Source organism: Streptomyces fungicidicus (assembly GCF_003665435.1).
In the GTDB taxonomy this organism is placed as follows: Bacteria; Actinomycetota; Actinomycetes; order Streptomycetales; family Streptomycetaceae; genus Streptomyces; species Streptomyces fungicidicus.
Window position 1 is genome coordinate 3562228 of sequence record NZ_CP023407.1, and the last position, 25804, is coordinate 3588031.

Annotated in this window: 28 protein-coding genes; 11 read left to right on the forward strand and 17 right to left on the reverse strand. The window is 72.4% G+C overall.

The window, feature by feature from the left end:
- Nucleotides 1–15: 15 nt before the first annotated feature.
- Entirely contained in the window at nucleotides 16–378 is a 363-nt protein-coding gene (locus CNQ36_RS16120) for a DsrE family protein (protein WP_121546529.1), read from the forward strand.
- Here CNQ36_RS16120 and CNQ36_RS16125 read toward each other — a convergent pair.
- The 8 genes from CNQ36_RS16125 to CNQ36_RS16155 all read right to left on the reverse strand — a co-directional run bounded on the left by CNQ36_RS16125 (nucleotide 372) and on the right by CNQ36_RS16155 (nucleotide 6099).
- A complete protein-coding gene (locus CNQ36_RS16125; protein ID WP_040906810.1) occupies nucleotides 372–635 on the reverse strand; it encodes a DUF3099 domain-containing protein in 264 nt (87 codons plus the stop codon). The two genes, CNQ36_RS16120 and CNQ36_RS16125, sit on opposite strands and share 7 nt — an antisense overlap.
- Nucleotides 636–722: 87 nt before the next feature.
- A complete protein-coding gene (locus tag CNQ36_RS16130; RefSeq protein WP_040908647.1) occupies nucleotides 723–1010 on the reverse strand; it encodes a DUF1416 domain-containing protein in 288 nt (95 codons plus the stop codon).
- A gap of 29 nt (nucleotides 1011–1039) precedes the next feature.
- Complete coding sequence (locus CNQ36_RS16135; RefSeq protein WP_004929774.1) at nucleotides 1040–1885, reverse strand: sulfurtransferase; 846 nt, start codon at nucleotides 1883–1885, stop codon at nucleotides 1040–1042.
- A gap of 119 nt (nucleotides 1886–2004) precedes the next feature.
- Nucleotides 2005–2085 carry an Ms5788A family Cys-rich leader peptide gene (locus tag CNQ36_RS35855; protein ID WP_350751515.1) on the reverse strand — a complete coding sequence of 27 codons (81 nt, stop codon included), beginning with the start codon at nucleotides 2083–2085 and terminating at the stop codon, nucleotides 2005–2007.
- Nucleotides 2086–2271: 186 nt separating this feature from the next.
- A complete protein-coding gene (locus CNQ36_RS16140; RefSeq protein WP_121546530.1) occupies nucleotides 2272–3012 on the reverse strand; it encodes an LmeA family phospholipid-binding protein in 741 nt (246 codons plus the stop codon).
- Nucleotides 3013–3898: 886 nt separating this feature from the next.
- Nucleotides 3899–4903: a hypothetical protein gene (locus CNQ36_RS16145; RefSeq protein ID WP_121546531.1), complete on the reverse strand. Its 1005-nt coding sequence runs from the start codon at nucleotides 4901–4903 to the stop codon at nucleotides 3899–3901.
- 3 nt (nucleotides 4904–4906) lie between these two features.
- Nucleotides 4907–5167, reverse strand: a complete 261-nt coding sequence (locus CNQ36_RS16150) for a MoaD/ThiS family protein (RefSeq protein WP_004929770.1) — start codon at nucleotides 5165–5167, stop codon at nucleotides 4907–4909.
- Between the two features lie 41 nt (nucleotides 5168–5208).
- Nucleotides 5209–6099, reverse strand: a complete 891-nt coding sequence (locus CNQ36_RS16155) for an alpha/beta hydrolase (RefSeq protein WP_206278464.1) — start codon at nucleotides 6097–6099, stop codon at nucleotides 5209–5211.
- Between the two features lie 229 nt (nucleotides 6100–6328).
- Between CNQ36_RS16155 and CNQ36_RS16160 the strand changes: the two genes are divergently transcribed.
- The 7 genes from CNQ36_RS16160 to CNQ36_RS16190 all read left to right on the forward strand — a co-directional run bounded on the left by CNQ36_RS16160 (nucleotide 6329) and on the right by CNQ36_RS16190 (nucleotide 15729).
- Complete coding sequence (locus CNQ36_RS16160) at nucleotides 6329–7093, forward strand: response regulator transcription factor (RefSeq protein ID WP_004929768.1); 765 nt, start codon at nucleotides 6329–6331, stop codon at nucleotides 7091–7093.
- Between the two features lie 43 nt (nucleotides 7094–7136).
- Nucleotides 7137–8165: a LacI family DNA-binding transcriptional regulator gene (locus CNQ36_RS16165; RefSeq protein ID WP_121546533.1), complete on the forward strand. Its 1029-nt coding sequence runs from the start codon at nucleotides 7137–7139 to the stop codon at nucleotides 8163–8165.
- A 125-nt stretch (nucleotides 8166–8290) separates the two neighbouring features.
- Nucleotides 8291–9283 carry a S1C family serine protease gene (locus CNQ36_RS16170; protein ID WP_163013277.1) on the forward strand — a complete coding sequence of 331 codons (993 nt, stop codon included), beginning with the start codon at nucleotides 8291–8293 and terminating at the stop codon, nucleotides 9281–9283.
- Between the two features lie 70 nt (nucleotides 9284–9353).
- Complete coding sequence (locus CNQ36_RS16175) at nucleotides 9354–10088, forward strand: response regulator transcription factor (RefSeq protein ID WP_121546535.1); 735 nt, start codon at nucleotides 9354–9356, stop codon at nucleotides 10086–10088.
- Nucleotides 10085–11506 carry a sensor histidine kinase gene (locus tag CNQ36_RS16180; protein WP_004929761.1) on the forward strand — a complete coding sequence of 474 codons (1422 nt, stop codon included), beginning with the start codon at nucleotides 10085–10087 and terminating at the stop codon, nucleotides 11504–11506. Before CNQ36_RS16175 ends, CNQ36_RS16180 begins: the two co-directional genes overlap by 4 nt.
- Nucleotides 11507–11575: 69 nt before the next feature.
- On the forward strand, nucleotides 11576–13645 hold the full coding sequence (locus tag CNQ36_RS16185; protein ID WP_121546536.1) for a pectinesterase family protein: 2070 nt from the start codon (nucleotides 11576–11578) through the stop codon (nucleotides 13643–13645).
- 176 nt (nucleotides 13646–13821) lie between these two features.
- Complete coding sequence (locus CNQ36_RS16190) at nucleotides 13822–15729, forward strand: FG-GAP-like repeat-containing protein (protein ID WP_121546537.1); 1908 nt, start codon at nucleotides 13822–13824, stop codon at nucleotides 15727–15729.
- Between the two features lie 52 nt (nucleotides 15730–15781).
- Here CNQ36_RS16190 and CNQ36_RS16195 read toward each other — a convergent pair whose 3' ends face one another.
- The 3 genes from CNQ36_RS16195 to CNQ36_RS16205 all read right to left on the reverse strand — a co-directional run bounded on the left by CNQ36_RS16195 (nucleotide 15782) and on the right by CNQ36_RS16205 (nucleotide 17696).
- Nucleotides 15782–16582, reverse strand: coding sequence for a tetratricopeptide repeat protein (locus tag CNQ36_RS16195; RefSeq protein ID WP_228312983.1), 801 nt, complete (start codon nucleotides 16580–16582; stop codon nucleotides 15782–15784).
- A gap of 83 nt (nucleotides 16583–16665) precedes the next feature.
- Entirely contained in the window at nucleotides 16666–16872 is a 207-nt protein-coding gene (locus CNQ36_RS16200) for a DUF397 domain-containing protein (RefSeq protein WP_121546538.1), read from the reverse strand.
- Nucleotides 16869–17696, reverse strand: a complete 828-nt coding sequence (locus CNQ36_RS16205) for a helix-turn-helix domain-containing protein (protein WP_121546539.1) — start codon at nucleotides 17694–17696, stop codon at nucleotides 16869–16871. Before CNQ36_RS16205 ends, CNQ36_RS16200 begins: the two co-directional genes overlap by 4 nt.
- A gap of 122 nt (nucleotides 17697–17818) precedes the next feature.
- Between CNQ36_RS16205 and CNQ36_RS16210 the strand changes: the two genes are divergently transcribed.
- Both CNQ36_RS16210 and CNQ36_RS16215 read left to right on the forward strand, forming a co-directional pair.
- On the forward strand, nucleotides 17819–18100 hold the full coding sequence (locus CNQ36_RS16210; RefSeq protein ID WP_121546540.1) for a hypothetical protein: 282 nt from the start codon (nucleotides 17819–17821) through the stop codon (nucleotides 18098–18100).
- A 21-nt stretch (nucleotides 18101–18121) separates the two neighbouring features.
- Nucleotides 18122–18310: a DUF1737 domain-containing protein gene (locus CNQ36_RS16215; RefSeq protein ID WP_121546541.1), complete on the forward strand. Its 189-nt coding sequence runs from the start codon at nucleotides 18122–18124 to the stop codon at nucleotides 18308–18310.
- Nucleotides 18311–18375: 65 nt separating this feature from the next.
- Here the strand turns inward: CNQ36_RS16215 and CNQ36_RS16220 are convergent, their stop codons facing one another.
- The gene (locus CNQ36_RS16220) at nucleotides 18376–20199 is read right to left on the reverse strand and encodes a bifunctional metallophosphatase/5'-nucleotidase (RefSeq protein ID WP_121546542.1); all 1824 of its coding nucleotides are present in this window, start codon (nucleotides 20197–20199) and stop codon (nucleotides 18376–18378) included.
- Between the two features lie 159 nt (nucleotides 20200–20358).
- Between CNQ36_RS16220 and mshD the strand changes: the two genes are divergently transcribed.
- On the forward strand, nucleotides 20359–21291 hold the full coding sequence (gene mshD, locus CNQ36_RS16225; protein WP_121546543.1) for a mycothiol synthase: 933 nt from the start codon (nucleotides 20359–20361) through the stop codon (nucleotides 21289–21291).
- Here mshD and CNQ36_RS16230 read toward each other — a convergent pair.
- The 5 genes from CNQ36_RS16230 to CNQ36_RS16250 form a co-directional block, all read right to left on the reverse strand.
- Complete coding sequence (locus CNQ36_RS16230) at nucleotides 21251–21934, reverse strand: ABC transporter (protein ID WP_228312984.1); 684 nt, start codon at nucleotides 21932–21934, stop codon at nucleotides 21251–21253. The two genes, mshD and CNQ36_RS16230, sit on opposite strands and share 41 nt — an antisense overlap.
- Nucleotides 21925–23439, reverse strand: a complete 1515-nt coding sequence (locus CNQ36_RS16235) for an ABC transporter permease (RefSeq protein WP_121546544.1) — start codon at nucleotides 23437–23439, stop codon at nucleotides 21925–21927. Before CNQ36_RS16235 ends, CNQ36_RS16230 begins: the two co-directional genes overlap by 10 nt.
- A complete protein-coding gene (locus CNQ36_RS16240) occupies nucleotides 23436–24296 on the reverse strand; it encodes an ABC transporter ATP-binding protein (RefSeq protein ID WP_121546545.1) in 861 nt (286 codons plus the stop codon). Before CNQ36_RS16240 ends, CNQ36_RS16235 begins: the two co-directional genes overlap by 4 nt.
- Before the next feature lie 79 nt (nucleotides 24297–24375).
- The gene (locus CNQ36_RS16245) at nucleotides 24376–25224 is read right to left on the reverse strand and encodes a cupin domain-containing protein (protein WP_121546546.1); all 849 of its coding nucleotides are present in this window, start codon (nucleotides 25222–25224) and stop codon (nucleotides 24376–24378) included.
- Nucleotides 25221–25772 (reverse strand): RNA polymerase sigma factor, encoded by a 552-nt coding sequence (locus tag CNQ36_RS16250; protein ID WP_004929746.1) that lies wholly within the window; start codon nucleotides 25770–25772, stop codon nucleotides 25221–25223. The genes CNQ36_RS16245 and CNQ36_RS16250 overlap by 4 nt, the downstream gene beginning before the upstream one ends.
- Nucleotides 25773–25804: the final 32 nt, after the last annotated feature.

Below are 25804 nucleotides of genomic sequence, written 5' to 3' on the forward strand. Positions count from 1 at the left end.
GATTACGATTCGGTCATGGCGAAGAAACTTGTGATCAAGGTGACCGCGGGAGCCGACGCGCCCGAGCGCTGCTCGCAGGCGTTCACGGTGGCCGCGGTGGCCGCCGCCAGCGGTGTCGAGGTGTCGCTGTGGCTCACCGGGGAGTCCTCGTGGTTCGCCCTGCCGGGCCGCGCCGCCGAGTTCGAGCTGCCGCACGCCGCCCCGCTGCCCGACCTGCTGGACTCGGTCCTGGCCGCCGGCCGGATCACCCTGTGCACCCAGTGCGCGGCCCGCCGCGACATCACGGAGAAGGACGTCCTCGAGGGCGTGCGGATCGCCGGCGCGCAGGTCTTCGTGCAGGAGGCCGTGGCGGACGGGGCCCAGGCACTCGTCTACTGACGGGGCCGCTTCTTGCCGTCCAGCTCGTCCCACCACTCGTCGGACTGCGGATCGCCGGACGGGTCGTCCCACCAGCGGTCCTCCGGACCCCGCCGGTTGGCGACCATCGCGGCGACCGGCGGGATGACCATGGCCACCAGGCACATGCCCACGGCCGCGGGCACCGACCACAGCCGCACCACACCCCAGGCCAGGACGAACAGCCCGATGCAGGTGCCCATCATGGCGAAGTAGACGTGCCGCCTGCGCGCGTACATACCTCCAGCGTAGGGCGGTAACGGCCGGAGGGCCGCACCCCGGGCGTCCAACCCGTGGGGTGCGGCCCTCCGGCCGTTGCCGTGTCCTCAGACCGCGATCGCGACCTCGGCCAGACCGCCCTGCTGGGCGACGACCGTGCGGTCGGCGGTGCCGCCGGGCACCAGGGCGCGGACGGTCCAGGTGCCCTCCGCCGCGTAGAAGCGGAACTGTCCGGTGGCGGAGGTGGGGACCTCCGCGGTGAACTCGCCGGTCGAGTCCAGCAGACGGACGTAGCCCGTCACCGGCTCTCCGTCGCGGGTCACCGAACCCTGGATGGTGGTCTCACCGGGCTTGATCGTCGAGGCGTCCGGGCCGCCGGCCTTCGCACCGCACATGTCTTACTCCTGAAGGGGTCTGGAAAGGTCTACTTGGCGGGGCCGAGCTCGATCGGCACGCCGACGAGGGAGCCGTACTCGGTCCAGGAGCCGTCGTAGTTCCTGACGTTCTCGACGCCGAGCAGCTCGTGCAGCACGAACCAAGTCAGCGCGGAGCGCTCACCGATGCGGCACAGGGCGATGGTGTCCTTGGAGAGGTCGACCTGCTCGTCCTCGTAGAGCGCCTTGAGCTCTTCGTCGGACTTGAAGGTGCCGTCGTCGTTGGCGTTCTTGGACCACGGGATGTTGCGCGAGGACGGCACGTGGCCGGGGCGCTGCGACTGCTCCTGCGGCAGGTGGGCCGGGGCGAGCAGCTTGCCGGAGAACTCGTCGGGGGAACGCACGTCGACGATGTTCTGGTTGCCGATCGCGGCCACGACGTCGTCGCGGAAGGCGCGGATCGACGTGTCCTGCGGCTTGGCCTTGTAGTCGGTCTTCGGGCGCTCCGGCACCTCGTCGCCGGGGACCAGCTCGCGGGCGTCGAGCTCCCACTTCTTGCGGCCGCCGTCGAGCAGCTTGACGTTCTCGTGGCCGTACAGCTTGAAGTACCAGTACGCGTACGAGGCGAACCAGTTGTTGTTGCCGCCGTAGAGGACGACCGTGTGGTCGTTGCCGATGCCCTTGTCGGACAGGAGCTTCTCGAAGCCCGCCTGGTCGACGAAGTCACGGCGGACCGGGTCCTGCAGGTCCTTCGTCCAGTCGATCCGGATGGCGTTCTTGATGTGGTTCTTCTCGTAGGCGGACGTGTCCTCGTCCACCTCGACGATGGCGATGGCCGGGTCGTCCAGGTGCTCCTGGACCCAGTCGGCGTCGACCAGGACGTCGCTGCGACTCATGCTTTCTCCTCCGGGGCAGTTGCGGCGGGGCGTGCGTGCGAGAGGTGCGCGAGCCCTCGACGGGGTCGGCGCACGGGTGCCCTCAGCGGGGCGGGGGAATGCGGACGGAACGCGTCCGCTCAGAAGGGGCGACAGAGCATGGCGGCGACACGGCACAGGTCTACTGCCCGCCGCTTCGTGAGATCCGCCTGTCGCTTCATGCCCCCGATCGTAAGGACGGACAGGCGGGCATGTCACCGGCGTGTCGCATCCTGAGACGCGACCGTCCGCCATATAAGACATGAAGCCCCGGAAGCCCGCCCTCCCCCACCCCCGACACGCCGGGCGCCCCTCCCTCCGGACACCCCCGTCTCGCCAGTCGGACACCCCTCGCCGCAAACCGCCCCTTACTGGTCCAGACGGACGTCGGAACCCTTCACGGTGATGTCCACGCCGTCCTCCGCCGCCTCGACCTTGTCCAGCCGGATGCCTCCGGGCAGTCCGTCGATCTTCTGCTCGAAGTCGGTGATCCCCCGCACCGCGGACTCGATGATCGGCACCCCGCCGAACTCGGGCACCGCGTCGGCGTTGACGCGCACGGTGTCGCCGTCCACGACCGTCACCGAGCTGAGCACGCCGACCGGCTCGGGCAGCTTGGCACCGAGCACGGTGGCCTCCACCTCGACCTTGATCTTCCCCTTGCCGCCGTCGGACAGGCCGACGACCTTGGCGGTGACTCCGGGCGCCACCCGGCTGGGCTCGGACTTGGCGTTCTCGAGCAGCTCGTCGTAGGCGATGGTGGCCGTGCCGGTGGCGCTGTCGGCGACGGCGGAGCCGAAGTCGCCGGAGAAGGCGACGCCCCTGAGGTCGGCGCGGAGGTCGGCGATGCGGATGGTGCGGGTGCCGTCGCCGGTGCCGGCCTCGTAGTCCCGGATGCCGACCTGGACCTCGTCGAAGGTGCCGTCGGCGAGCTGGGTGAGGAACGGGAAGCCGTTGATGGACACGTCGGGGGTGTCCTTGAGGTTCTCGGTGGCCTTGATGCGGTCGGCGGCCTCGCCCTCGGCGATGTTGACGGCTACGCGGTCGATGACGACGAGGATGCCGCCGAGTATCGCTGTGACGACGAGCAGTATTCGCAGTGCGCGCATGCGGTGTCCCCCACCTGGCGGTTTTCTCCGACGTCGGTCTCCGACGACCTCGCTGTCGTCCTGCGCGAGGGTAACGCCGTGGGCGGCGGGGTCCGGGGGATTGTGGATCAGCTGTGACAGGGGGTGCCGTGCGGGTTGTGGTCCGGGGGTGCCTTATCGCCAGGCGCGTCTGCAGGGTGCCCGGCGTGGGTGCGGGCCGGGGCGGAGTGTGCGCAGCCCGGCGACAGCGGGGTGCCGTCGCGCCCACCCGTGCCGCCCCAGCGGCACGACTGCCCGCGGAGAGCGGAGGGCGGAGCGCGGGTGCCCGCGGAGGGTGCCGGCACGACTGCCCGCGGAGGGCGGAGGTGCGGGCTGGCCGCGGAGAGTGGCGGTGCGGGTGTCCGCGGAGGGCGGAGGGCAGAGCGCGGGTGCCCGCGGAGGGTGCCGGCACGACTGCCCGCGGAGGGCGGAGGTGCGGGCTGGCCGCGGAGAGTGGCGGTGCGGGTGTCCGCGGAGGGCGGAGGGCAGAGCGCGGGTGCCCGCGGAGGGTGCCGGCACGACTGCCCGCGGAGGGCGGAGGTGCGGGCTGGCCGCGGAGAGTGGCGGTGCGGGTGTCCGCGGAGGGCGGAGGGCGGAGCGCGGGTGCCCGCGGAGGGTGCCGGCACGACTGGCCGCGGAGAGTGGCGGTGCGGGTGTCCGCGGAGGGCGGAGGGGCGAGGTGTGGCTGCCTGCGGAGGGCGGCGGGGACGGCGGACAGCCGCCCGCGGCGCGGAGGGGACGGGGCGGGGGTGGTCGCCCGCAGTGGCTGGCGCGTCCGCGCCCCCGACGTATTCCAGCTGGGGCAGTCGCGCCAGTCCGAGGACGGCCACCCCCGACCCGGCCCCGCCCCACCCACCACCCCTGGGCGTCAGTCCAGCAGACGGGCCAGGGCGTAGACCGCCGGAGCCGCGACGGCCAGCGGCAACGCCACGCCCGCCGTGAAGTGCACGAAGCGCGACGGATAGTCGTAACTGGCCACCCTGTGCCCGATCAGCGCACAGACGGCCGCCCCCGCCCCCAGCCCCGCACCCGCCGCCGAACCGTCGAGGGCGAACCCCGCCCCCGCCGCCACCAGCAGCGCCACCACGACCGACACCGGCGTCGGCAACGGCAGCGCCCGCGCCACCATCCCCGCCGCCACGGCAACCGCCCCCACGGTCACCGCATCCGCGTCCGCCGCCAGATACCCGCCCGCCACGATCGCCAGCGCCGCCGCCACGACCGTCGCCGTCAGGCCGTACATCCGCTCGTCGGGATCCGCGTGCGACCGCAGCTGCAGCACCAGCGACAGCAGCACCCACACCCCCAGCGTCCCCAGGATCGCCGCCGGCGACCGGTCCGACACCAGCAGCGCCGCGTCCGCGGCCAGCGCGCCGAGGAACCCCAGCGCGATCCCCTGCCGCGCCGGCCACATCCCGTTGAGCCGGAACCAGCCCGCGGCCGTGAGCCCCTGCAGCACCACCAACGGCACCAGCAGCGCATACGTCCCCAGCGCCGCCCCACCCGCCAGCAGCAGCCCGAGCAGCGCGGTGAGCGCCGCCGGCTGCATCCCCGGCTCGATGATCGGCGACCGCCCCTCGGCCCGCGCCCGCTGCGCGTCCGTCACACGCGAGTTCCCACCCAGCGTGGCCGGCCCGTACTCGGGCCCGTCAGCGCCCACCGGATCGGGAGCCGGAGCGACCGGCGGCTGCAGCTGCGTCTCCCACGTCTGCCCCTGCCACTGCTGCGTGTACTGCTGATCCGCGTACGGATCCACATAAGCCTGGTTCTCAGGCCAAGCCTGCCCCTGCCCCTGCGCAGGCCCCTGACCTTGAGCCTGCGGCTCCTGGTACGGCTCGTACGAGCCGTACCCCCCGTACGGCTGGTTCGTCATCGCTCACCCTCCTGCGAACGGCGGAAGCACCTCGACGGTGCCCCCGTCGGCCAGCCGTACCGTCTCATGCGCGCGGGTCCCCGCGGGATCACCGTCGACGAGGAACGAGCTCCGCTGCAGCACCCGGGCGAGTTCCCCGGACTCCCCGTGCCGCCCGCGCACCGCGCCGAGCGCCTCGGCGAGCGTGGCCGCCTCGTACGGCTCCTCGGCCACCCCGGCCGCGGCCTTGGCTGCGGCCCAGTACCGCACCGTGACCTTTGCCATCTGCTGGTTCCTCATTCGGTTCGACGGTGAACACCGTCAGGCTAGCCCGCCCGGGCGACCGCCCAGTCCCCGATCCGCCCCAGCAACGCGTCAGGCGCCGCGTTCTCCGCGTGCCCCATCCCCTCCTCGACCCACAGCTCCCCGTGCTCCCCGGCGGCGGCCGCCAGCATCCGGGGATGGTCCAGCGGGAAGTACCCGTCCTGGTCCCCGTGCACGATCAGCAGCGGAGTCGGCGCGATCCGCGGCACCGCCTCGACGGGCGACAGCGGCACCGGGTCCCACTGCCGGTGATGGATCCGGGTACGCAGCCCGTACCGCCCCACCAGCCGCCCGGAGGGCCGGGTCACCAGCCAGTGCAGCCGCCGCATGGGCGCGGTCCCCCGGTAGAACCACCGAGCCGGCGCACTGACGGAAACAACGGCGTCCACACCACCCTCACCACCCTCACCGCCCCCACCGACCGCCGCATGCCGAAGCACCACGGACCCGCCCATGGAGAACCCCACGGTCACCACCCGCTCATGCCCCAGCTCCCGCGCCCACGCCACCGCCGCCGCGAGGTCGAGCACCTCCCGGTCCCCCACCGTCGACCGCCCGCCCGACGCCCCGTGCCCCCGGAAGGAGAACGTCACCACGGCCCCGTACCGCGCGAGCACCCGGGCCACCCGCCGTATGTGCGGCCGGTCCGCCTCCCCGGTGAACCCGTGCGCGACGACGAACACCGGTTCCGGCACGGACCGGGCCGCCCCCGAATCCCCGTCGTACACAACCGATCCGCTCTCGTATACGGAATCAATCTCCACCCCGTCCGCGGTGCGCAAAAACGTCCGCAATCGCGTCCCCCCGCTTGCTACATCGCGCGAAACGGAGTGCGTCTCGGAATACGGACGGGAGGTGGATCGCGCCACATGACCTGCCGGACGGGTGCTCATGTCGGCTATTCTGCTGCGAAGAGGACTCGGGCAGCGAAGCCCCCGGGTCCTTTTGTGCTTTCGGAAGCGTTGTATACGACGCGGGAAACCGCCGGTGGTACGGGCCGTCGAACGCACGCAGCAATGCCGTAAACGTCCTCGCAGGGACCGAGGAGGAACCAGACGTTATGGGCGAGCGAACCGTGCACGAGCGAACGACGACGACGACAACCGGGGCAGGTGGGGCGCGATGAGTTCCCTGCTGCTCCTGACCAACGCGCTGCAGCCGTCGACGGAGGTGCTCCCCGCCCTCGGCCTGCTCCTGCACAACGTGCGGGTGGCCCCGGCGGAGGGCCCGGCCCTCGTCGACACCCCCGGCGCCGACGTCATCCTGGTCGACGGCCGGCGTGACCTCCCGCAGGTCCGCAGCCTGTGCCAGCTGCTGCGCTCCACCGGCCCCGGCTGTCCCCTGGTGCTGGTGGTGACCGAGGGCGGCCTGGCCGCCGTCACCGCGGACTGGGGCATCGACGACGTCCTGCTGGACACGGCGGGACCGGCCGAGGTGGAGGCCCGGCTGCGCCTCGCGATGGGCCGCCAGCAGATCGTCAACGACGATTCCCCGATGGAGATCCGCAACGGCGACCTGTCGGTCGACGAGGCGACCTACTCCGCGAAACTCAAGGGCCGGGTCCTCGACCTGACCTTCAAGGAATTCGAGCTGCTGAAATACCTCGCGCAGCACCCCGGCCGCGTCTTCACCCGCGCCCAGCTGCTGCAGGAGGTGTGGGGCTACGACTACTTCGGCGGCACCCGCACGGTCGACGTGCACGTACGGCGGCTGCGCGCCAAGCTCGGCCCCGAGCACGAGTCGCTGATCGGCACCGTCCGCAACGTCGGCTACCGGTTCGTCACTCCCGAGAAGCCCGAGAAGCCGGCCCGCGCCGCGGAGGACGCCAAGTCCGAGAAGTCCGCGGAGAAGGCGGACAGCACGGAAGCGGCGCCGACCAAGGTGTGACACGACCTGCCCGGAGCCGGGTATATCCGCGTAGACTCCGCGCGTGGCCAAGGTAACCAGGGATGATGTGGCGCGGCTGGCGGGCACGTCCACCGCCGTCGTCAGCTATGTCATCAACAACGGACCCCGGCCGGTCGCCCCGGCCACGCGCGAGCGCGTCCTCGCCGCGATCAAGGAGCTGGGGTACCGGCCGGACCGGGTCGCCCAGGCGATGGCCTCGCGGCGCACGGACCTCATAGGCCTGATCATCCCGGACGCCCGCCAGCCCTTCTTCGGGGAAATGGCGCACGCGGTCGAGCAGGCCGCCTCCGAGCGCGGGAAGATGGTCCTGGTCGGCAACACGGACTACATCGCCGAGCGCGAGGTCCACTATCTGCGGGCCTTCCTCGGGATGCGGGTCTCGGGCCTGATCCTGGTCAGCCACGCGCTGAACGACCTGGCCGCCGCGGAGATCGACGCGTGGGACGCCCGGGTCGTCCTGCTGCACGAGCGCCCGGAGGCGATCGACGACGTCGCCGTCGTCACCGACGACCTCGGCGGCGCCCAGCTCGCCGTGCGCCACCTGCTGGAGCACGGCAACGCGTACGTGGCCTGTGTCGGCGGCACCGCGGACACCCCCGCCGTCGGCGACCCGGTCTCCGACCACGTCGAGGGCTGGCGGCGCGCGATGAAGGAGGCCGGCATCCCGACCGAGGGCCGCCTCTTCGAAGCCCCGTACAACCGCTACGACGCGTACCGCGTGGGCCTGGACATCCTCTCCGGCCCGGACCGCCCGCCGGCCATCTTCTGCTCCACCGACGACCAGGCGATCGGCATCCTGCGCGCCGCGCGCGAGCTGCGCATCGACGTGCCGGGCGAGCTCGCGGTCGCCGGGTTCGACGACATCAAGGAGGCGGCGCTCGCCGACCCGCCGATGACCACGGTCGCCTCCGACCGCCCGGCGATGGCCCGCGCGGCGGTCGACCTCGTCCTCGACGACGGCCTGCGGGTGGCGGGCTCCCGCCGGGAGCGCCTGAAGGTGTTCCCGTCCCGCCTGGTGGTCCGCCACTCCTGCGGCTGCGCCCAGCCTTAAGCACACCCGCACCCGCACCCGCACCCGCACCGCACCCGGGCCTTTATATCGGGCATACGAGGTTCTGTCGGGCTTCTCAGCGCGCACTCAGGATGCTCTCATCGTCGGGCGCGAGGCTCATGTTCATGACCGAGAGCCACCGCCCCAGCGGCGAGTACGCGAGCCCCGTCCAGGTGAACCCCGAGTGGCCGCCCCCGCCGGCGTACGCGCCGCCCGCACCCCAGGCGGCCGCGAGGAGGAAGCGCACCCGCGGCCCGGCCGCCCTGCTCGCCGCCGTGGCGATCGTCGCGGCGACCGTGGGCGGCGCCACCGCCTACGGAGTGCAGGAGCTGACCGGCGACGGCACCGTCGCCTCCTCCGCCTCCACCGCGACCAGCGTCGTGCCGGCCGGCCAGAAGGGCACCGTGTCCGGCGTCGCCCGGGCGGTCAGCCCCAGCATCGTCGAGATCAACGCGACCTCGAACTCCGGCTCCTCCACCGGCTCCGGCGTGATCATCACCTCTGACGGGGAGATCGTCACCAACAACCACGTCGTCGCCGGCGCCTCCTCGATCAAGGTGAGCACCGACGACGGCAAGACGTACTCGGCGCGGGTCGTCGGCACCGACAGCTCCAAGGACCTGGCGCTGATCAAGCTGGAGAACGCCTCCGGCCTGCAGGCGGCCTCCCTCGGCGACTCCGACGGCGTCCAGGTCGGCGACCAGGTCGTGGCGATCGGCTCCCCCGAGGGCCTCACCGGCACGGTGACCAGCGGCATCGTCTCCGCCCTCGACCGTGACGTCACCGTCTCCACGGACGAGAGCCAGGGGCAGCAGCAGGGCCAGGGCGGCGGCTGGCCGTTCGAGTACGGCGGCCGGCAGTTCAACGGCGACACCGGCGGCTCCACGACCACCTACAAGGCGATACAGACCGACGCCTCCCTGAACCCGGGCAACTCCGGCGGCGCGCTGATCGACATGAACGGCAACATCATCGGCATCAACTCGGCGATGTACTCGGCGAGCGGCGGCAGCGGCTCGTCCTCGTCCGACGCGGGCAGTGTCGGCCTGGGCTTCGCCATCCCGGTCGACACGGTCAAGGCCGACCTGTCGGCGCTGCGCTCCGGCGCGACGAACTGACCCACCGCCCCGAAGCCGTGCGAGGCTGAAGGCCTGAGACCCGCAGAGAGCCGTGAGGAACCCCGAGCCCATGAGTCCCGCAGATGGCGACCGTGACCCCCAGCGCATCCTGATCGTCGACGACGAGCCGGCGGTGCGTGAGGCGCTGCAGCGCAGCCTGGCCTTCGAGGGGTACGGCACGGAGGTCGCCGTCGACGGCGCGGACGCCCTGGAGAAGGCGGCGGCGTACCGGCCCGACCTGGTCGTCCTCGACATCCAGATGCCGCGCATGGACGGTCTGACCGCCGCCCGCCGCATCCGCGCCACCGGCGACACCACGCCCATCCTGATGCTGACCGCCCGGGACACGGTCGGCGACCGGGTGACCGGGCTGGACGCGGGGGCGGACGACTACCTGGTCAAACCGTTCGAGCTGGACGAGCTGTTCGCCCGGATCCGCGCCCTGCTGCGCCGCAGCTCGTACGCGGCGGCCGTGGCCGGGGCCGCCGAGGAGAACGACGTCCTCGCCTTCGCCGACCTGCGCATGGACCTGGCGACCCGCGAGGTCACCCGGGGCTCCCGGCAGGTGGAGCTGACCCGTACGGAGTTCACGCTCCTGGAGATGTTCATGGCCCACCCGCGTCAGGTGCTCACCCGTGAGCAGATCCTGAAGGCGGTGTGGGGCTTCGACTTCGAGCCGTCCTCCAACTCGCTCGACGTGTACGTCATGTACCTGCGCCGCAAGACCGAGGCGGCCGGCGAGCCGCGCCTGGTGCACACGGTGCGGGGGGTGGGGTACGTACTGCGGCAGGGCGGCGCGGAGTGAGCGGGCTGGTCCGACGCGTCCGCGCCCTGCCCATCCGGGCCCGGCTGTCGCTGCTGGTGGCGGCGGCGGTGGCGTTCGCCGTGGCGGTGGTGGCGGTGGCCTGCTGGTTCGTGGTGAAGAGCGTGCTGGTGAGCTCGCTGGACGAGGCCCTGAAGGCGAACCGCATGGACGGGCAGCAGGTGAGCAGGTACCTCGACCTGCGCACGGGCCTGTGCGCCCACGATCCCGTCACGCACGAGCAGAACCCCTTCGGTTCCTCGGTGCAGCTCGTGGACCGCAAGGGCGGGAGCTGCCTCATCATCGGCACGGAGGAGGTCCCGCTCACCGGCGCCGACCGCGCCGTCGCCGAGGGGGCGTCCACCGACGCGCTGCACGACGCGACGGGCTCCGACGGCGGGCGGTACCGGGTCTTCACCTACTCCGTGCCCGGCCTCTCGGGCGTCGCCGTGTCCGCCGCACGGCCGCTGAGCGAGGTGAACGACTCCCTCAACAACCTGGCGCTGGTCCTGGTCTTCGTCGCGGGCGCGGGGGTCGTGGGCGCCGCCGCCGCCGGCCTCTGGGTGGCCCGGACCGCCCTGCGCCCCGTGGACGAGCTGACCCAAGCCGTGGAGCACGTGGCCCGGACCGAGGACCTCACCGTCCGCATCCCCGTCGACGACGCGGGCGAGGACGAGATCGCCCGTCTCTCCCGCTCCTTCAACTCCATGACGTCCGCCCTGGCCAGCTCCCGTGACCTGCAGCAGCAGCTGATCGCGGACGCCGGCCACGAGCTGCGCACCCCGCTCACCTCGCTGCGCACCAACATCGAACTCCTCACCCGCAGCGAGGAGACGGGCCGCCCGATCCCGGAGGCCGACCGCAGGGCGCTGCTCGCCTCCGTGAAGGCGCAGATGACGGAACTGGCCGCGCTCATCGGCGACCTGCAGGAGCTGTCCCGCCCGGACACCGGCCAGGGCGAGGGGCGGGCGGGGATCGTCGCCTGGCAGGACGTCGTCGAGTCGGCGCTGCGCCGTGCCCGGCTGCGCGGGCCCGAGCTGACCATCACGGCGGACCTCCACCCCTGGTACGTGCGGGCGGAGCCGGCCGCGCTGGAGCGGGCGGTGGTCAACGTCCTGGACAACGCGGTGAAGTTCAGTCCGGAGAGCGGCACGGTCGAGGTGCGCCTGGCCGACGGCGTCCTCACCGTCCGCGACCACGGCCCCGGCATCGCCGCGGACGAACTCCCGCACGTCTTCGACCGGTTCTGGCGCTCGCCGAGCGCCCGCGCGCTGCCCGGCTCGGGCCTCGGCCTGTCGATCGTGGCCCGCACGGTGCAGCAGGCGGGCGGCGAGGTGTCCCTGACCCGGGCGGAGGGCGGCGGCACGACGGCCACGCTCCGCCTGCCGGGCGCCCCGACCCCACCGCCCGGGACACCCTAGGGCGGCAACCTTTCCGTGCCGGGCGGCGACCGATCGGCGTCCCCTCCCCCACACGGATCGGATCGCCGCATGAGCGAGCACCGCAGCACGTCCCGCCACCGCGGGTCCCGGAAGTTCCTGGCCGTCGGCCTCCCCGTGGCCCTGACCACCGCCGGACTCCTGGTCAACGGCGTCGGCCTGGCCCCCCAGCAGGCGTCGGCCGCGACGGCGGCCGCCGCGGCCCCCGCCTGGGCCACCGCCACCGCCGACGGCTTCGCCTCCGTCGACGCGCTCGGCCAGAACGGCACGTACGGCGGCCGGGACGGTCGGATCGTCACCGTGCGGACCCAGGCGGACCTGGAGAAGTACGCCACGGCCGCCGAGCCGTACGTCATCGTCGTGGCCGGGACGATCACGATGAACCCGGTCGGCAAGGAGATCAAGGTCGCCTCCGACAAGACGATCGTGGGGTCCGGCACCTCCGGCCACATCGTCGGCGGGGGCTTCTTCCTCGGCCAGGGCGTGCACAACGTGATCATCCGCAACCTGACGATCCGGGACGCCTACCAGGGCGTCTGGAACGACAAGGAGCACGACTTCGACGCGGTCCAGATGGACGGCGCGCACCACGTCTGGATCGACCACAACGACCTGCGGAACATGGCGGACGGACTGATCGACGTCCGCAAGGACAGCACGTACGTGACGGTCTCCTGGAACGAGCTGAGCCAGAACAACAAGACCTTCGGCATCGGCTGGACCGAGAACGTCACCACGGACATCACGATCCACCACAACTGGTTCCGCGAGACCGAGCAGCGCAACCCGTCCACCGACAACGCCGCCCACGCGCACCTCTACAACAACTTCCTCGAGGACGTCGCGGGCACGAGCATCAACTCCTCGTACGGCAACTACTCGCGCGGCGGCACCCGGATGGTCCTGGAGAACAGCTACTTCCAGGGCATGAAGAACCCGGTCATCAAGGACGCGACGGCGACCCTCGTGCAGCGCGGCAACGTCTTCTCGGGCACGTCGGGCCGCAACGAGAGCGGCGGTACGGCGTTCGACCCCAGGACGTACTACGCGTACACGCTCGACAAGGCGGCGGACGTGCCGGCGCTGCTGAGGTCGGGCACGGGCCCGCGCACGACCATCGGCACGACGGCGGCGACGGACGTCACGGCGAAGGCGGCGGCGGCCACGACGCTCACCGTCGCCAAGGACGGCACCGGCCAGTACAAGACCGTCCAGGCGGCGGTGAACGCGGTCCCCGCGAACAACCCCTCCCGCGTCGTCGTCTCCATCAAGCCGGGCACGTACCGCGAGACGGTCAAAGTCCCGTCCAACAAGCCGCACGTCACCTTCCAGGGCACCGGCGGCAGCCGCAAGGACACGGTGATCGTCTACAACAACGCGGCGGGCACCCGGAAGCCGGACGGCTCGGGCACCTACGGCACCTCGGGCAGCGCGACGGTCGCCGTCGAGGCCGACGACTTCCAGGCCCGCAACCTGACGGTCTCCAACGACTTCGACGAGGGCGCCAACCAGTCCCTCTCCGGCCACCAGGCGGTCGCCCTGCGCACCGCGGCCGACAAGGTCTTCCTGGACGGCGTGATCGTCGAGGGCGACCAGGACACCCTCCTGCTCGACACGGCCGCCAAGGACAGGCTGGGCCGGGTCTACGTCACCAACTCCTACGTCGTCGGCAACGTCGACTTCGTCTTCGGCCGGGCGACCGCGGTGCTCGACCGCTCCGTCATCACCCTGAAGAAGCGCTGGGACGGCTCCTCGGCCGGATACATCACGGCCCCGAGCACGGCCGCGAACCGCAAGGGCTTCCTCATCGCCAACTCGACGGTGAACGGCGACGTCTCCGACCGCACCTTCTACCTCGGCCGCCCCTGGCACGCCGGCGGCGACGCGTCCCTCGACCCGCAGACCACGGTCCGCAACACCACCCTGAGCGCCGCGATCCGCACCACACCGTGGACCGACATGAGCGGCTTCTCCTGGAAGGACGACCGCTTCGCCGAGTACCGGAACACCGGCTCCGGCTCCGGCTCGGCGAGCAGCAACCGCCCCCACCTGACCGACGCCCAGGCGGCCGACCAGGAGGTCGCGGACTGGCTGGCGGGCTGGACGCCCACGGCGTCCTGAACCCTGGAAGGCCGAACGAACCGGTGTTCTAATGAGCGATGGCTCGGCCGGTGTGAAGTGTGCTCGTGGACGGGGGAGTTGAAGACATCCGGGCACCTCGCACGACACAGCGCTGCGCGCCCCTCGCACGAGGGGCGCGCATCTCTCGTTCATGGACAAGGGGTTCGGACAACCGAATGAAGAAACGTTTTGGTCTCATATGCACCACTGTGGTGTGCGCCGTCCTCGGCCTGCACCTGGGCACCGGCAACGCCACCGCCGCGGACGCCCGGACCGTGCGGCACGACTACAACGGCGACGGTCGCAGCGACATCGCCGCCTGGTACGACTACGGCGACGGCCACGACGCCGTGCGCACCTTCCTCGCCGGCACCGACGGCGGTTTCCCGGCGCCGGGCGTGGGCTGGGAGACGGGCGCCGGCAACTTCTGGGCCGACCACATGAAGCGCCTCACCGGCGACTTCGACGGAGACGGCATCGGTGACATCGCCGCGTTCTACGGGTACGACGACGGGCGGGTCACCGCGTTCACCTGGCTCGGCAGGGGCGACGGCACCTTCGCCGGCCACTTCTCCTCGTGGACCGCCGCCCCCGGCAACTGGACCTTCGCGAACATGACCGCCGAGGCGGGCGACTTCAACGGCGACGGCCGCGACGACATCGCCGTCTGGTACGACTACGACAACGGCGACGACAAGCTCTTCACCCTCCTCGCCCGGGCCGACGGCGGCTTCAGCAGCCACTTCTCCTCCTTCGAGCGCACCGAGGCCGACGGCTGGGACGTCAAGCGCATGAAGTTCGCCACCGGCGACTTCGACGGCGACGGCCGCGACGACCTCGCCGCCCTGTACGGCTACGCCTCCGGCACCGTGAAGACGATGGCCTTCACCGCCAAGCCCGACGGCGGCTTCAACGAGCCCGTCCGGGGCTGGGAGTCGGACGGCTGGAACTTCAGCCGGGCGACCGTGCACGCCGGTGACTTCGACGGCGACGGCCGCGACGACCTCGCCGCCTGGTACGACTACGCCGACGGCCACGACGCCGTGATCGGCTTCGAGCTGGACGCGGACGGCAAGTTCGGCAACCGGCGCGAGATCCTGAACCTCACCACGGCCGCCGGGTACGACCGGGACCGCATGAAGATCGTCACCGGTGATTACAACGGTGACGGCCACGACGACCTCGCCACGCTCTACGGCTACAGCGACGGGCGGGTGAAGACCATCACCTTCACCGCCAAGGCCGACGGCAGCCTCAACGGCTCCCTGCACAGCTGGGAGTCGACCGGCGACAACTGGACCTTCGACCGGGTCCACCCGATCGAGCGCTACAGCAGCCACCCCGGACTGCCCCTCTGCCCGACCGTCTTCGGGCACGGCGGCTATCCCACCGGGGCGAACGCCTGGGAACGGGACCAGGTGCGCCAGCCGAACCATCCGGCGGGCCTCGCCCAGCAGAAGAGCTGGGGCGCGGACGGCGTGGAGGCCGACCTCCAGCTCACCAAGGACGGCACCAAGGGGGTGATGTGGCACAACACCACGACCCGCGGGCTGACGGGTACGAGCCGGAACATCACGGACATCTGGTGGGCGTCCGGCTCCGACCAGCTCAAGGGACGCACGATCGACCGCGGCCCGTACACCGGGGAGACCGTCTACACGTTCCGGGAATGGCTCGACAGCGCCAAGGCCCAGAACATGATCCCCCTGGTGGAACTCAAGGGCGAGGCCAAGCAGTCGCTGCTCAACAGCGACTCGTCCATCCGTGAGGCGGCATGGAACGAGGTCATCGCGCCCATCTCGGAGCGCATCGCCTCACAGGAGATCATGATCTCCACGGGTGACGCCACGCTGAAGCCCGAGCTCGAGAAGCGCCTCAAGGCGGCGGGGCTGGGCGCCACGTTCACCGGCCACCCCGTCTGGGTCGACGACATCGGCTGGGAGGAGCCCGCTCCGTCGGCCTCCGGCAACTACGGCGGATGGCAGCAGGACCTGAACCGCTACGGCTCCACCACCAGGTCGGTCCGCATGGCCACCACGTGGACGAAGGACTTCACGTCCTGGCTGAACGGCAAGTGCGCCTGACGCTCGCAACAGGGCGGGAAACTGAGCGATCCGCTTCCCCCCTTCCGGCCGGTCAGCCGTGCGCTGCCTCTTCGTCCGACGGCTCCGGTGGACCGTCCGAGGTGAGGCGGGCCAGCATTGTGCGGACTTCCCGGATGCGGGGGTGGTCGGGGTGCAGGGACTTCTCGCAGTCGGCGAGTGCCTCACGGACCGCTGCCTCCGCCTCGCCGCGCCGTCCCAGACCGTGCAGGGCGACGGCCGTGCCCATGCCCAGGCTCCCGGCCAGGGCCCGGTCCCACCCCGGAGTGAACCGGCGCGCCTCGGCGAGCGCCTCGTCGTACCGCCCCTGCCCGTTCAGGCTGCGCACCAGGCCGCAGTGCAGAGCGGCGACCGTGCCCCCTGCGGCCCGGGGCAGATTCCCCCGGGCGACGGCCTCGGCCTCCTCGTGGCGGGCCTGCCCGCACAGGGCGTCGACCAGGTTGTCCAGCACGCACAACTCGATGTCCCACACCGGTGTCAGATGCTTGAGGCGGGTCAGGTCGCGCAGGACCTCAAGGCCTTCGGCCTCGGCCTCCGCGTAGCGGCCCACGCTGTTGAGGGCCAGCATGTGGTTGCAACGGATCACCAGCAGCAGCCTTCGCCCGGACCCTGCCGTCCCACTCAACTCCGCCGTTAGAGATTCCAGTTCGGCCAGCACCTGCGCCCCGCGCCCATGGGCACAGGCCACCGCCGTGGCCAGCGTCTTGGCGTGCCACGCCACGGAGACGCCCCGGCCTCGCTTGCGCAGACGCCCCGCTTCCGCCTCGAGCGCCCGGGCCCCGGCCTCGGCCTCCTCGAACCTGCCTTCCCACAGCAGCAGATGGAGCTGCTTCAAGGTGGCCGCTTCCCGCGAGCTGCCCCGTATCAACCGTGCGATCCTCACAGCCCGTGAGGTTACGTCGAAGCCCCAGGCCAGGACTACCGTCGGCGGCTGCCGAGCTCCATGACGAAGGACGTCCACGAGGCCGCGCCGAAGACGAGCACGGGGCCGTGCGGGACCTTGCTGTCCCGCACGGGGACGTGGTCGGCGTGGCCGTCGGCCACCTCGACGCAGTTGTTCGCCCCGCCGTCGCTGTAGCTCGACTTGCGCCAGGTCGCCGTGCTGAGGTCGGAGGTGGCCTTCATGATCGGAGCTCCTTGAGTACGTCCCTGATGAACCTCAGTGAGTCTGACGGAGACAGTGCCAGATCGCGGAGCTGATCGTAGGACAAGCGGTGTCTCAGAACGTCCTCCGGATCTTCCATCAGCAGGCCGCTGCTGTCTCCCTCGGTGTAGGCGACGGCACTGCCGTCCCCCTGCCAGAGGAGGGTCAGCGATCCCTTGGCCACGAGGGGGTGGACTCCGGCTGAGAACGGCAGCACCTGAACCACGATATTGGGCCACTGCGCCATGGCCTCGACGTGCACCATCTGGTTCTCCCAGGTCACCGCGCTGGCAGAAGGCCGACGGAGCCCCGACTCGTCGACGATGAAGCGGACGCCAGGCACTGGAGACCTGCCCAACAGAAGCTGCCGTCCCAGACGGGCGGCCACCTGTTCGTCGACGGCTTCGGCTTCCTGTTGCGTTGCCCGAGGTCCTGACAACACCTCCCGGGCGAACTCCTCGGTCTGCAGCAGCCCCGGGACATCCGGTGTGTACACCCACAGGGCCCGAGCCGTCGCCTCAAGTCGCATGTACGCCTGGTACTTGTTCTTGAACGCCTCGTACCGCGCAATCTTCCACAGGCTAACCAGCAGGCCGTCGGATCCGTAGTAGGTGTCCAAGTCCTCCATCACCGTCACCTTGGAGAGTCGTTGGCCCGACTCCAGGCGGCTCAGGTAGCTCTTGTCGTACCCAGTCTCGTCGGCCAGCCGACCGAGGGACCTCCCCTCTTTGTCCCGGAGGAACTTCAGGGTCCGCCCGAGGACGGCGCGTCCCGACTCTCGCTGTCCTTCCGCCGATTCGATCACGTCGCCCCTCCTCGTTGCCCTGGGCCGGGGTCAACGCCAGCCCTCTTCCGCAGAGTACGCGCAGTCAGTGACGACTGAAGCACGTTCCGTAACAGCACCTCGTCACAGGAAGCACCGCCACCATGGATCTCCGTCTCCTGCCCTGGACCACCCCCGAAGGCAACCCCTGCTACCTCAGCACCGACAGCGACGACAGTCGGCTCTCGCGGCTCGCCGACGACATCGAGGCGGCCCAACTGGACTCCGGCCGGCTGGTGCTCGCCGGCTCGCGGGCCGTGCTGGCCGATCCCGAGGCCGGTGAGCGGGCCGTGCGCTTCGCGCTCACCAGGGCGACGGAGTCGCTGGAGGAGATGCTGCGCGTCGCGGTCAGCCGGGGAGCGCGCATTCCCTGCCCGCTCGAGTGAGCCGTGTGGCACGGTGGGCGCATGTCGACACCACCGGACGGGCTGCCCGTCTACCGCGTACTGACCGGGCCCGACGACGCCGCGTTCTGCCGCCGGGTGAGCGAGGCCCTGGCGCTGGGGTACCGCCTGCACGAGGGGCCGTCGGTGACGTTCGACGGGGAGCGGGTGATCGTCGCTCAGGCGGTGGTGTGGGGCGACATGGGGGATTGAGACATGCCTCGGGGCCGGTACGAGGCGGTGAACGCGCCTCGTACCGGCCCCGGCCACTCGGAAGGTCAGCTCACGATCGTGATGCGGTCCGCCTTCGGCGGGGCGATCGGGGAGGTGGCCGTGGAGTTGGCGGTCAGGTACTGCTCGAGGGCCGCCAGGTCGTCGAGTCCGACCAGGTCGTTCGTGCCCTCGCCCAGGGTCGGGAAGCCGTCGCCGCCGCCCGCGAGGAAGCTGTTCGTCGCGACGCGGTAGGTGGCGGCCGGGTCGATCGCGGAGCCGTTCAGCCTGATCGAGTCCGTGACCACGCGGTCCGCGCCCGTCTTCGTCAGATCCAGGGTGTAGGTCAGGCCGGAGGAGATCTGCAGGATCTTCGGGGCCGCCGCGTTCGGGCCGCTGACCTGCTCCTTCAGCGCCTGGATGACCTGCGCGCCGGTGAAGTCCTGGAGGTTGACCGTGTTGGCGAAGGGCTGGACGGTGAAGCCCTCGGCGAAGGTCACCACGCCGTCGCCCTCGCCGGCCGCGGCCGCGTAGGTGAGGGAGGCGCGGATGCCGCCGGGGTTCATCAGCGCCAGGTCGGTCTCCGCGTCCAGCGACCTGCCGTGCGCCAGCTGGGCGTCGGCGATGAGGTCGCCGAGCGGGGACTCCGTGCCGTCGCGGACGATGTCGCCGGAGATGTAGCCGATCGGGCGGCTGCCGATCGGAGCGGCCAGGGTGTTCCACTTGTCGATCAGGCGGGTCATGTCCGGGGCCTTCGGGACGTCCCGGGTGACGACGTGGTTCGCGGACTTCACGGCCGTACGGGCGATGTCACCCGTGGCGCGGTCGTAGGTCAGCGTGGTGTCCGTGTAGAGGCGGCCGAAGGACGCGGCCGAGGTGACCATGCGGGGCTTGCCCGCCGGGTCGGGGATCGTGCACACGTACGCGTTGTGGGTGTGACCGGTGACCAGCGCGTCCACCTGCGGCGAGACGTTCTTCGCGATGTCCGCGATCGGGCCGGAGATGCCGTCGCCGGCGCCCGGGGAGTCGCAGTCGTAGTTGTACGAGGAGGACGCCGGGAAGCCGCCCTCGTGGATCAGCGCGACGATCGACTTCACGCCCTGGCGCTGGAGCTCCTTGGCGTACTTGTTGATCGTCTCGACCTCGTCCTTGAAGGCGAGGCCCCTCACGCCCTCCGCGGAGACGATGTTCGGGGTGCCCTCGAGGGTCACGCCGATGAAGCCGACCTTGACGCCCTGCTTCTTCCACACCCAGTAGGGCTTGAGGACGGGCCTCTTGGTCTTCTCGTCCAGGACGTTCGCCGCGAGGTACGGGAAGTCGGCGCCCTGGAACTCCTCGTCGGTGTAGCAGCCCTCGGTGGGGTGGCAGCCGCCGTTCTGGAGGCGTCCCAGCTCGGCCGCGCCCTCGTCGAACTCGTGGTTGCCGACGCTCGTCACGTCGAGGTCGAGCTTGTTCAGCGCCTCGATGGTGGGCTCGTCGTGGAAGAGGCCCGAGATGAGCGGGGACGCTCCGACCATGTCGCCGCCGGCGGCGGTGACGGAGTAGCGGTTGCCCTCGCGCGCCTCGCGCAGATGGGTGGCGAGGTACTCCACGCCGCCCGCGTCGACGGTCTTCGTCGTGCCGTCGGGCTGGAGTTCGGTGACCCGGCCGGAGGAGCCGGACGGGGGCTCCAGGTTGCCGTGCAGGTCGTTGAAGGACAGCAGTTGCACGTCCTGGTAGCGGCCGGGGTGGTGGGACTTGCCCTTGTCGCCGTGGTTCTCGCCCGCGCTCGCCGACCCGGGCAGGGCGGCGGCGGCCAGCGCGCCGGCGGTGAGCACACCGGCGGCGGTCGCGAGGAGACGGTTGGTGCGGCGTCTGCGGCGCTGGTGGTGCGCCGGGGATGTGGCTGGCATGCGCCCCCCTGAGGGTCCGTGTGGGTACCGGCGCAGCCTAGAGTCAACGCGCGTAGCGCGACAGGGTGTTCCTGGTTACATCCTGGTTTATCTTTCACCGGCGCCACCGGCGTCCGTTTTGCGGCGTCCTCCCCGCGCGGTCCCCTTACCCTCGTACGCATGACCAGCGACGACTTCGCACGGACCGGCCGACCCCGCTCGCTCCAGACCTACGCCGCGCTCGACGAGGAGCAGACCGGGGCGGTCCTCGCCCTGCTCGCCGAGGCCGCCCTGACCGACGGCCAGCAGGCGGTGTCCGAGCAGGGGCGGCTGCAGCTGCGCGGCGGGGAGCGGGAGGGGATCTCGCATCTGCTGCTCTCCGTCGACGACGAGCTCGTCGGGTACGCCCAGTTGGAGGACACCGATCCGGTGGAGCCGCCGGCCGCCGAGCTGGTGGTGCACCCCTCCTACCGGGGGAACGGGCACGGCCGGGCGCTCGGTTCGGCGCTGCTCGCCGCCTCCGGGAAGCGGCTGCGGGTGTGGGCGCACGGCGGCCACTCCGCCGCCCGCCATCTCGCCCAGGTCCTCGGGCTGACGCTGTTCCGGGAACTGCGGCAGATGCGGCGGCCGTTGGAGGGGATGGACCTGCCCGACCCGGTGCTGCCCCAGGGCGTGACCGTACGCACCTTCGTGCCCGGCCGGGACGAGACGGCGTGGCTGGCGCTGAACGCCGCCGCCTTCGCCCACCACCCCGAGCAGGGCTCCCTCAGCCGACGCGACCTCGACGACCGCATGGCCGAGTCGTGGTTCGACCCCGAGGGGTTCTTCCTCGCCGAGGCGGCGGACACCGGCCGGCTCCTCGGCTTCCACTGGACCAAGGAACACGCCGCCGAACGCCTGGGCGAGGTGTACGTCCTCGGGGTGAGCCCCGACGCCCAGGGCGGCGGCCTCGGCAAGTCCCTCACCACGATCGGGCTGCGGCACCTCGCGGGCCGGGGCCTGCCGACGGCCATGCTCTACGTCGACGCCGACAACAAGGCGGCGGTATCCGTCTACGAGCGGCTGGGCTTCGTCACGCACGAGACGGACCTGATGTACCGGACGGAGACCTGAGCCCCCGCCGGCCGAGGCGGCGCCGCGGTTCCGTGGCGCACACCACCGCCACCGCCACCGCCGCGCACAGCAGCACCGCCCAGCGGTCGTGCGCCGCCGCCCACCGCTCGTCGTCCGGGGGGACGAACAGGGCCCAGTGCCCGGGGGCGAACAGGGGACCCAGGACCGCCCCGGCGAGGAGACCTCCGGCGACCGCCCGGCCCGGCCGGGCGCCGTCCCCGCGGTGCACCGCCAGCGCCGCCCCGGCGAGGGCGAGGGCGAGGGCCGTCGCCGCCTCGACGGTGATCCCGGCGACCGGGGGGCGTACGGGGGCGGGCACCAGGAGCAGCGCGGCGGTCCACCACACTGCGGCGACCGGCACCACCAGGAGGACCCGCAGTCCGTGGCGGACGGCCCGCCGGGTGGGCACCGCGGCGGTGGTGTGCCGGGCCGGGTCGTCCAGCGCGAAGGCCGCGCCCAGCGCGAAGGCCAGGGCGGAGGCCCGCAGCACGGTCAGCGCGTACCAGCCGTCCGCCTGATCGCCGGTCAGCCGCGGGGCGGCGGCGAGCAGCAGGCCCAGGACGCCCGCGGCCCCGACGGCTCTCCAGGGCATGGTCCGCGCCACCGGTCGCAGGAGCTCCACGGCCACGGGCCTCACAGACACTCGTCCTTCTCCTCCGGCTCGTCCAGGCCCAGCAGCGCGGCGACCTGGTCCGACGTCACCTTCGGGGCGGTCAGCCCCGCCCACTCGGCCTTCACCTTCGCGGCGACCTCCCGCTCCGGGCGGCGCAGCAGCTCGCGCACCAGTTCCGTCTGGGCGGCGGTCATCTGCAGCGGTTCCGTCTGCGAGAGGACGATCGCCGAGCCCCGGTCGCTGTCGTCCAGCCGCACCCGGCGCAGGTCGGCCACGGGGTCGGGCCGGCCGGCGAGCGCCATCCACATGACGGTGACCATGCGGCCGTCGCACATCGCGCCCGCCTTCGCCTCGGTGCCCGCGACCAGCACCCCGGCCACGGCGGCGGTGAACTCCGGGACGCGGTTGCCGCCCCAGGCCGTGCCGACGGTCACCTGGCCGGGCCGGGTGGCCGGGGCGATCGCCGCGTCGCCGTCCAGGCCGTACCGTGCCTCGATCCGCTGCCGTACGAGGAGCGGCCGGTCCCGCTCGGTGCCGCCCGCGAGGGAGCGCACGCCGGCGACGGCCTCCGCCCAGTCGTCGGTGCGGGCCGTCCACTCCGGGAAGACGCAGTACGTCGTGCCGTCCCGTTCGGCGCACTTCTGCTCCTTCTCGGGGGCGGCGGAGGCCCGGACGCGCGCCTCGGTCGTCTCCCGGGACACGCCCTGGCCCTGCGCCACCGCGCCCACCAGGGTCAGCGCCACCGCGCCGACGACGCCCGCCCGCACGGTCCGCAGACGGGCGCCCCCGGAGACCAGCACCGCGAGCAGGGCGGCGGTCAGCGCCAGGCCGGTGAGGTAGAGGGCGTGCCAGCCGGCGGGGCGGCCCAGCAGGTCGGACGGCAGGGTGGTGGCGGTGTTCTCACCGACCGTCAGCACCAGCCACCGCACGGTCCGCCCGTTGTCGGGGGCCGTGGCCACCGTGTGGAGGAAGAAGAGCAGGACGATCAGCAGCGGGGCCGCGAACGGGGAGGTCAGCAGCCTGGCCAGCAGCACACCGATCGTCCCGAGCACCAGCACGGACAGCGGCCCGGCCAGCAGTTCGCCCGGCGAGCCGTGCCCGACGGCGCCCGGCTTGAGCGCCTCCCAGGTGAACTGGCCCGCCACGCACACCCCGGTGAGCAGCGCCGCCGCGGCGACCGACAGCAGGTGCGCGACCGTGCGTCGCCAGGGCTGGACCACCAGCACGTCGAGGTGCCGGTCGGTGTCGTGCCGCCGGGAGCGCAGCACGGCGTGGTTGGCGCAGAACAGCACCGCGAGGCCGACGAGCAGCGGGCCGCCCTGGGTGGCGCGGTCGGCGTCCTGCAGCGCGGGGAAGCCGTCCCAGGAGGTGCGGGTCCTCCACACCGTCCAGCCGATGTACACGGCGAAGGCGGCGAGCACCGGCGCCCGCAGCAGCAGCCGGCGGGTCTCGAAGCGGGCCAGGGCGATCACGGCCGCCCCTGAGGCGCGGGGCACCGCGGTCACCGCGGCCGGGGTCCCGGTCGTGAGGGTCACGCCGTCACCTCCGTGTCCGCGCCGTCGAGGGTGAGCAGATAGCCGTCCTCCAGGGTGGGTTCGAGCAGGTCCGCGCCGGCGGGCGGGTCGCCCACGTTGCGGAAGGTGCCGAGTCCGGTGCGCCAGCCGGCCTTCGCTCCGGGGTCGCGTTCGGCGCTGCTCCACACCCGCTCCGCGGCCCGTGCGGTGAGCTCGGCGGGGGTGCCGTCGAAGCGGACGGTGCCCTCGGCGAGGACCACCACCCGGTGGCAGAGCATCGCCACGTCCTCGGTCTGGTGGGTGGACAGCAGCACGGTGCGGCCCTCCCCGGCCCGGGCGATCAGCTCCCGGAAGCGCATCCGCTGCTCGGGGTCGAGGCCGACGGTGGGCTCGTCGAGGACGAGGAACGCGGGGTCGCCGACGAGCGCGGCCGCCAGCGCGACCCGCTGGCGCATCCCGCCGGACAGCTTGCGGATCCGCCTGCCGCGCACATCGCCGAGGCCGGCCTCGTCCAGCACCCTGCGCACCTCGCGGTGGCGGGCGGCGCGGTCGGTGTGTTCCTTGAGGATCGCGACGTAGTCCACGAACTCGCAGGCGGTGAAGTCGGGGTGGAAGCCGGGGGTCTGCGGCAGATAGCCGAGGTTGCGCCGCAGTTCCTGCCGCCCGCGCGAGGTGCCCGGGTCGTGGCCGAGCACCGTGAAGGCGCCCCGGTCGGCCGGTACGGCGGTGGCGAGCACCCGCAGCAGCGTGGTCTTGCCCGCGCCGTTGGGCCCGAGCAGCCCGGTGACACCGGTGGACAGCCGCAGCGACACGTCGTCGAGGGCGCGGGTGCCGCCGTAGCGCAGGCTCAGCCCGGAGGCGGAGACGGTGGGGGTCATACGGGACTCCGTACAGGTAGGGAAGGGAGGGCGCCCGGCCGGGAAGGGGCCGGATGCGGGCGGGCGGAAACCGGGCCGGTCAGGCGGTGTCGCCCCGGCTGAGGTCGAAGCGGTCCCGGAGGCGGACGAGCAGTCCGGCGGCGAGCAGGGCGACCGCCGCCGACACGCCCTGCCCCGCCGCGGTGAACGGGGCGAGCGGGTCGTCGCCGGTCCGGGCGGCGTCCGCGGTGAGCAGCAGCGCGATCCAGCCGCCGCCGACCAGGGACGGCGCGCGCACCGGGCCGAGCCGGGCCGTCAGCGCGAGCGCGGACGCGGTGAGCGCGAGGGCGGGCAGCAGCCAGGCCAGGGCGCGCAGTCCGTACCCGGGCAGGGCGAGGGTGGCCAGCCCGTTGAGGCCGAGCCCGGCGGCGAGCACCACCACCGTGCGGATCATCAGCAGCCGGAAGCCGTGCATCGGCGCGACCACCGCCATCTCGTACGTCGGGTCCAGCGCGGGCCCGTAGGACAGCGCGACCCCGGCCAGCGGGAGCAGCGGGGCGAGGGCGAGGAACAGGGTGGGCGTGCCGGTGGCGCCGTGCGCGACGGTGACGGCCGCGGTGAGCAGCAGGACGGCGGTGACCGCGCCCAGCCAGGAGCGGCGCAGCGCCGGGGTGGCCGCCAGCAGCCGCGCGGTGTGGTCGGCGACCCCGCACCGCAGCAGCAGGGACTCCAGGAGTCCCGGACGGGGCGCGTCCAGTTCGGCGTCGAGCCGGTCCCATCCGGCGTCCAGGGCGGCCGGGCCGGCGGCCTCGGCGAGGACGGCCCGGCAGTGGGCGCACGCGGTGAGGTGGGTGTCGGCCGACCACAGCAGGGGCGGCTCCAGTTCGGCGCGCGCGTAGGCCCGCAGATCGGCTTCCGGCACGTGCCAGCCGGTGCTTCCGTTCGTCATGCCAGCGCCTCCCGGAGTTGCTTGCGGGCTCTCATCGCCCGCGTCTTGACCGTGCCCGGCGGTATGCCGAGCAGGACGGCCGCCTCACGGGTGGTCAGCCCGTCGACGACCGTGGCCTGGAGCACCGCGCGCAGCTCCGGTGACAGCCGGACCAGCGCCCCGGCGAGGTCCCCGTGCTCCACCCCCGCGAGCACGCGCTCCTCCGCCGACGCCTCGTCCCGGTGCCGCAGCCGCGCCAGCGCCTGGCGCAGCCGGCCGCGCGCCCCGGCGCCGCGCAGCGCGTCGACCAGCCGGCGCGAGGCGATCCGCCACAGCCAGCCGGCGGCGTCCGCGCCCACCGCGTCCGGCCGGTAGCGGGCCGTGCCGCGCCACACCGCGAGGAACGTCTCCTGGACGACGTCGTCGACGAGCCCGGGGTCGGCGCACCGGCCGCGCATCCGGGCGGTCAGCCAGGGCGCGTACCGCCGGTACAGCTCCTCGAAGGCGCGCCGGTCCTGGTCCGCCGCGACGGCACGCAGCAGTTCCCCGTCGCTTCTCGTTTCGCTCACGCCCCCTCATCGGACGGCCCCGCGCGATCGGT

Coding starts and splice junctions, on each gene's coding strand:
- CNQ36_RS16120 (WP_121546529.1), top strand. CDS start 16: ATGGCGAAGAAACTTGTGATCAAGGTGACCGCGGGAGCCGACGCGCCC.
- CNQ36_RS16125 (WP_040906810.1), bottom strand. CDS start 635: ATGTACGCGCGCAGGCGGCACGTCTACTTCGCCATGATGGGCACCTGC.
- CNQ36_RS16130 (WP_040908647.1), bottom strand. CDS start 1,010: ATGTGCGGTGCGAAGGCCGGCGGCCCGGACGCCTCGACGATCAAGCCC.
- CNQ36_RS16135 (WP_004929774.1), bottom strand. CDS start 1,885: ATGAGTCGCAGCGACGTCCTGGTCGACGCCGACTGGGTCCAGGAGCAC.
- CNQ36_RS35855 (WP_350751515.1), bottom strand. CDS start 2,085: ATGAAGCGACAGGCGGATCTCACGAAGCGGCGGGCAGTAGACCTGTGC.
- CNQ36_RS16140 (WP_121546530.1), bottom strand. CDS start 3,012: ATGCGCGCACTGCGAATACTGCTCGTCGTCACAGCGATACTCGGCGGC.
- CNQ36_RS16145 (WP_121546531.1), bottom strand. CDS start 4,903: ATGACGAACCAGCCGTACGGGGGGTACGGCTCGTACGAGCCGTACCAG.
- CNQ36_RS16150 (WP_004929770.1), bottom strand. CDS start 5,167: ATGGCAAAGGTCACGGTGCGGTACTGGGCCGCAGCCAAGGCCGCGGCC.
- CNQ36_RS16155 (WP_206278464.1), bottom strand. CDS start 6,099: ATGAGCACCCGTCCGGCAGGTCATGTGGCGCGATCCACCTCCCGTCCG.
- CNQ36_RS16160 (WP_004929768.1), top strand. CDS start 6,329: ATGAGTTCCCTGCTGCTCCTGACCAACGCGCTGCAGCCGTCGACGGAG.
- CNQ36_RS16170 (WP_163013277.1), top strand. CDS start 8,291: ATGACCGAGAGCCACCGCCCCAGCGGCGAGTACGCGAGCCCCGTCCAG.
- CNQ36_RS16175 (WP_121546535.1), top strand. CDS start 9,354: ATGAGTCCCGCAGATGGCGACCGTGACCCCCAGCGCATCCTGATCGTC.
- CNQ36_RS16185 (WP_121546536.1), top strand. CDS start 11,576: ATGAGCGAGCACCGCAGCACGTCCCGCCACCGCGGGTCCCGGAAGTTC.
- CNQ36_RS16190 (WP_121546537.1), top strand. CDS start 13,822: ATGAAGAAACGTTTTGGTCTCATATGCACCACTGTGGTGTGCGCCGTC.
- CNQ36_RS16200 (WP_121546538.1), bottom strand. CDS start 16,872: ATGAAGGCCACCTCCGACCTCAGCACGGCGACCTGGCGCAAGTCGAGC.
- CNQ36_RS16210 (WP_121546540.1), top strand. CDS start 17,819: ATGGATCTCCGTCTCCTGCCCTGGACCACCCCCGAAGGCAACCCCTGC.
- CNQ36_RS16215 (WP_121546541.1), top strand. CDS start 18,122: ATGTCGACACCACCGGACGGGCTGCCCGTCTACCGCGTACTGACCGGG.
- CNQ36_RS16220 (WP_121546542.1), bottom strand. CDS start 20,199: ATGCCAGCCACATCCCCGGCGCACCACCAGCGCCGCAGACGCCGCACC.
- mshD (WP_121546543.1), top strand. CDS start 20,359: ATGACCAGCGACGACTTCGCACGGACCGGCCGACCCCGCTCGCTCCAG.
- CNQ36_RS16240 (WP_121546545.1), bottom strand. CDS start 24,296: ATGACCCCCACCGTCTCCGCCTCCGGGCTGAGCCTGCGCTACGGCGGC.
- CNQ36_RS16245 (WP_121546546.1), bottom strand. CDS start 25,224: ATGACGAACGGAAGCACCGGCTGGCACGTGCCGGAAGCCGATCTGCGG.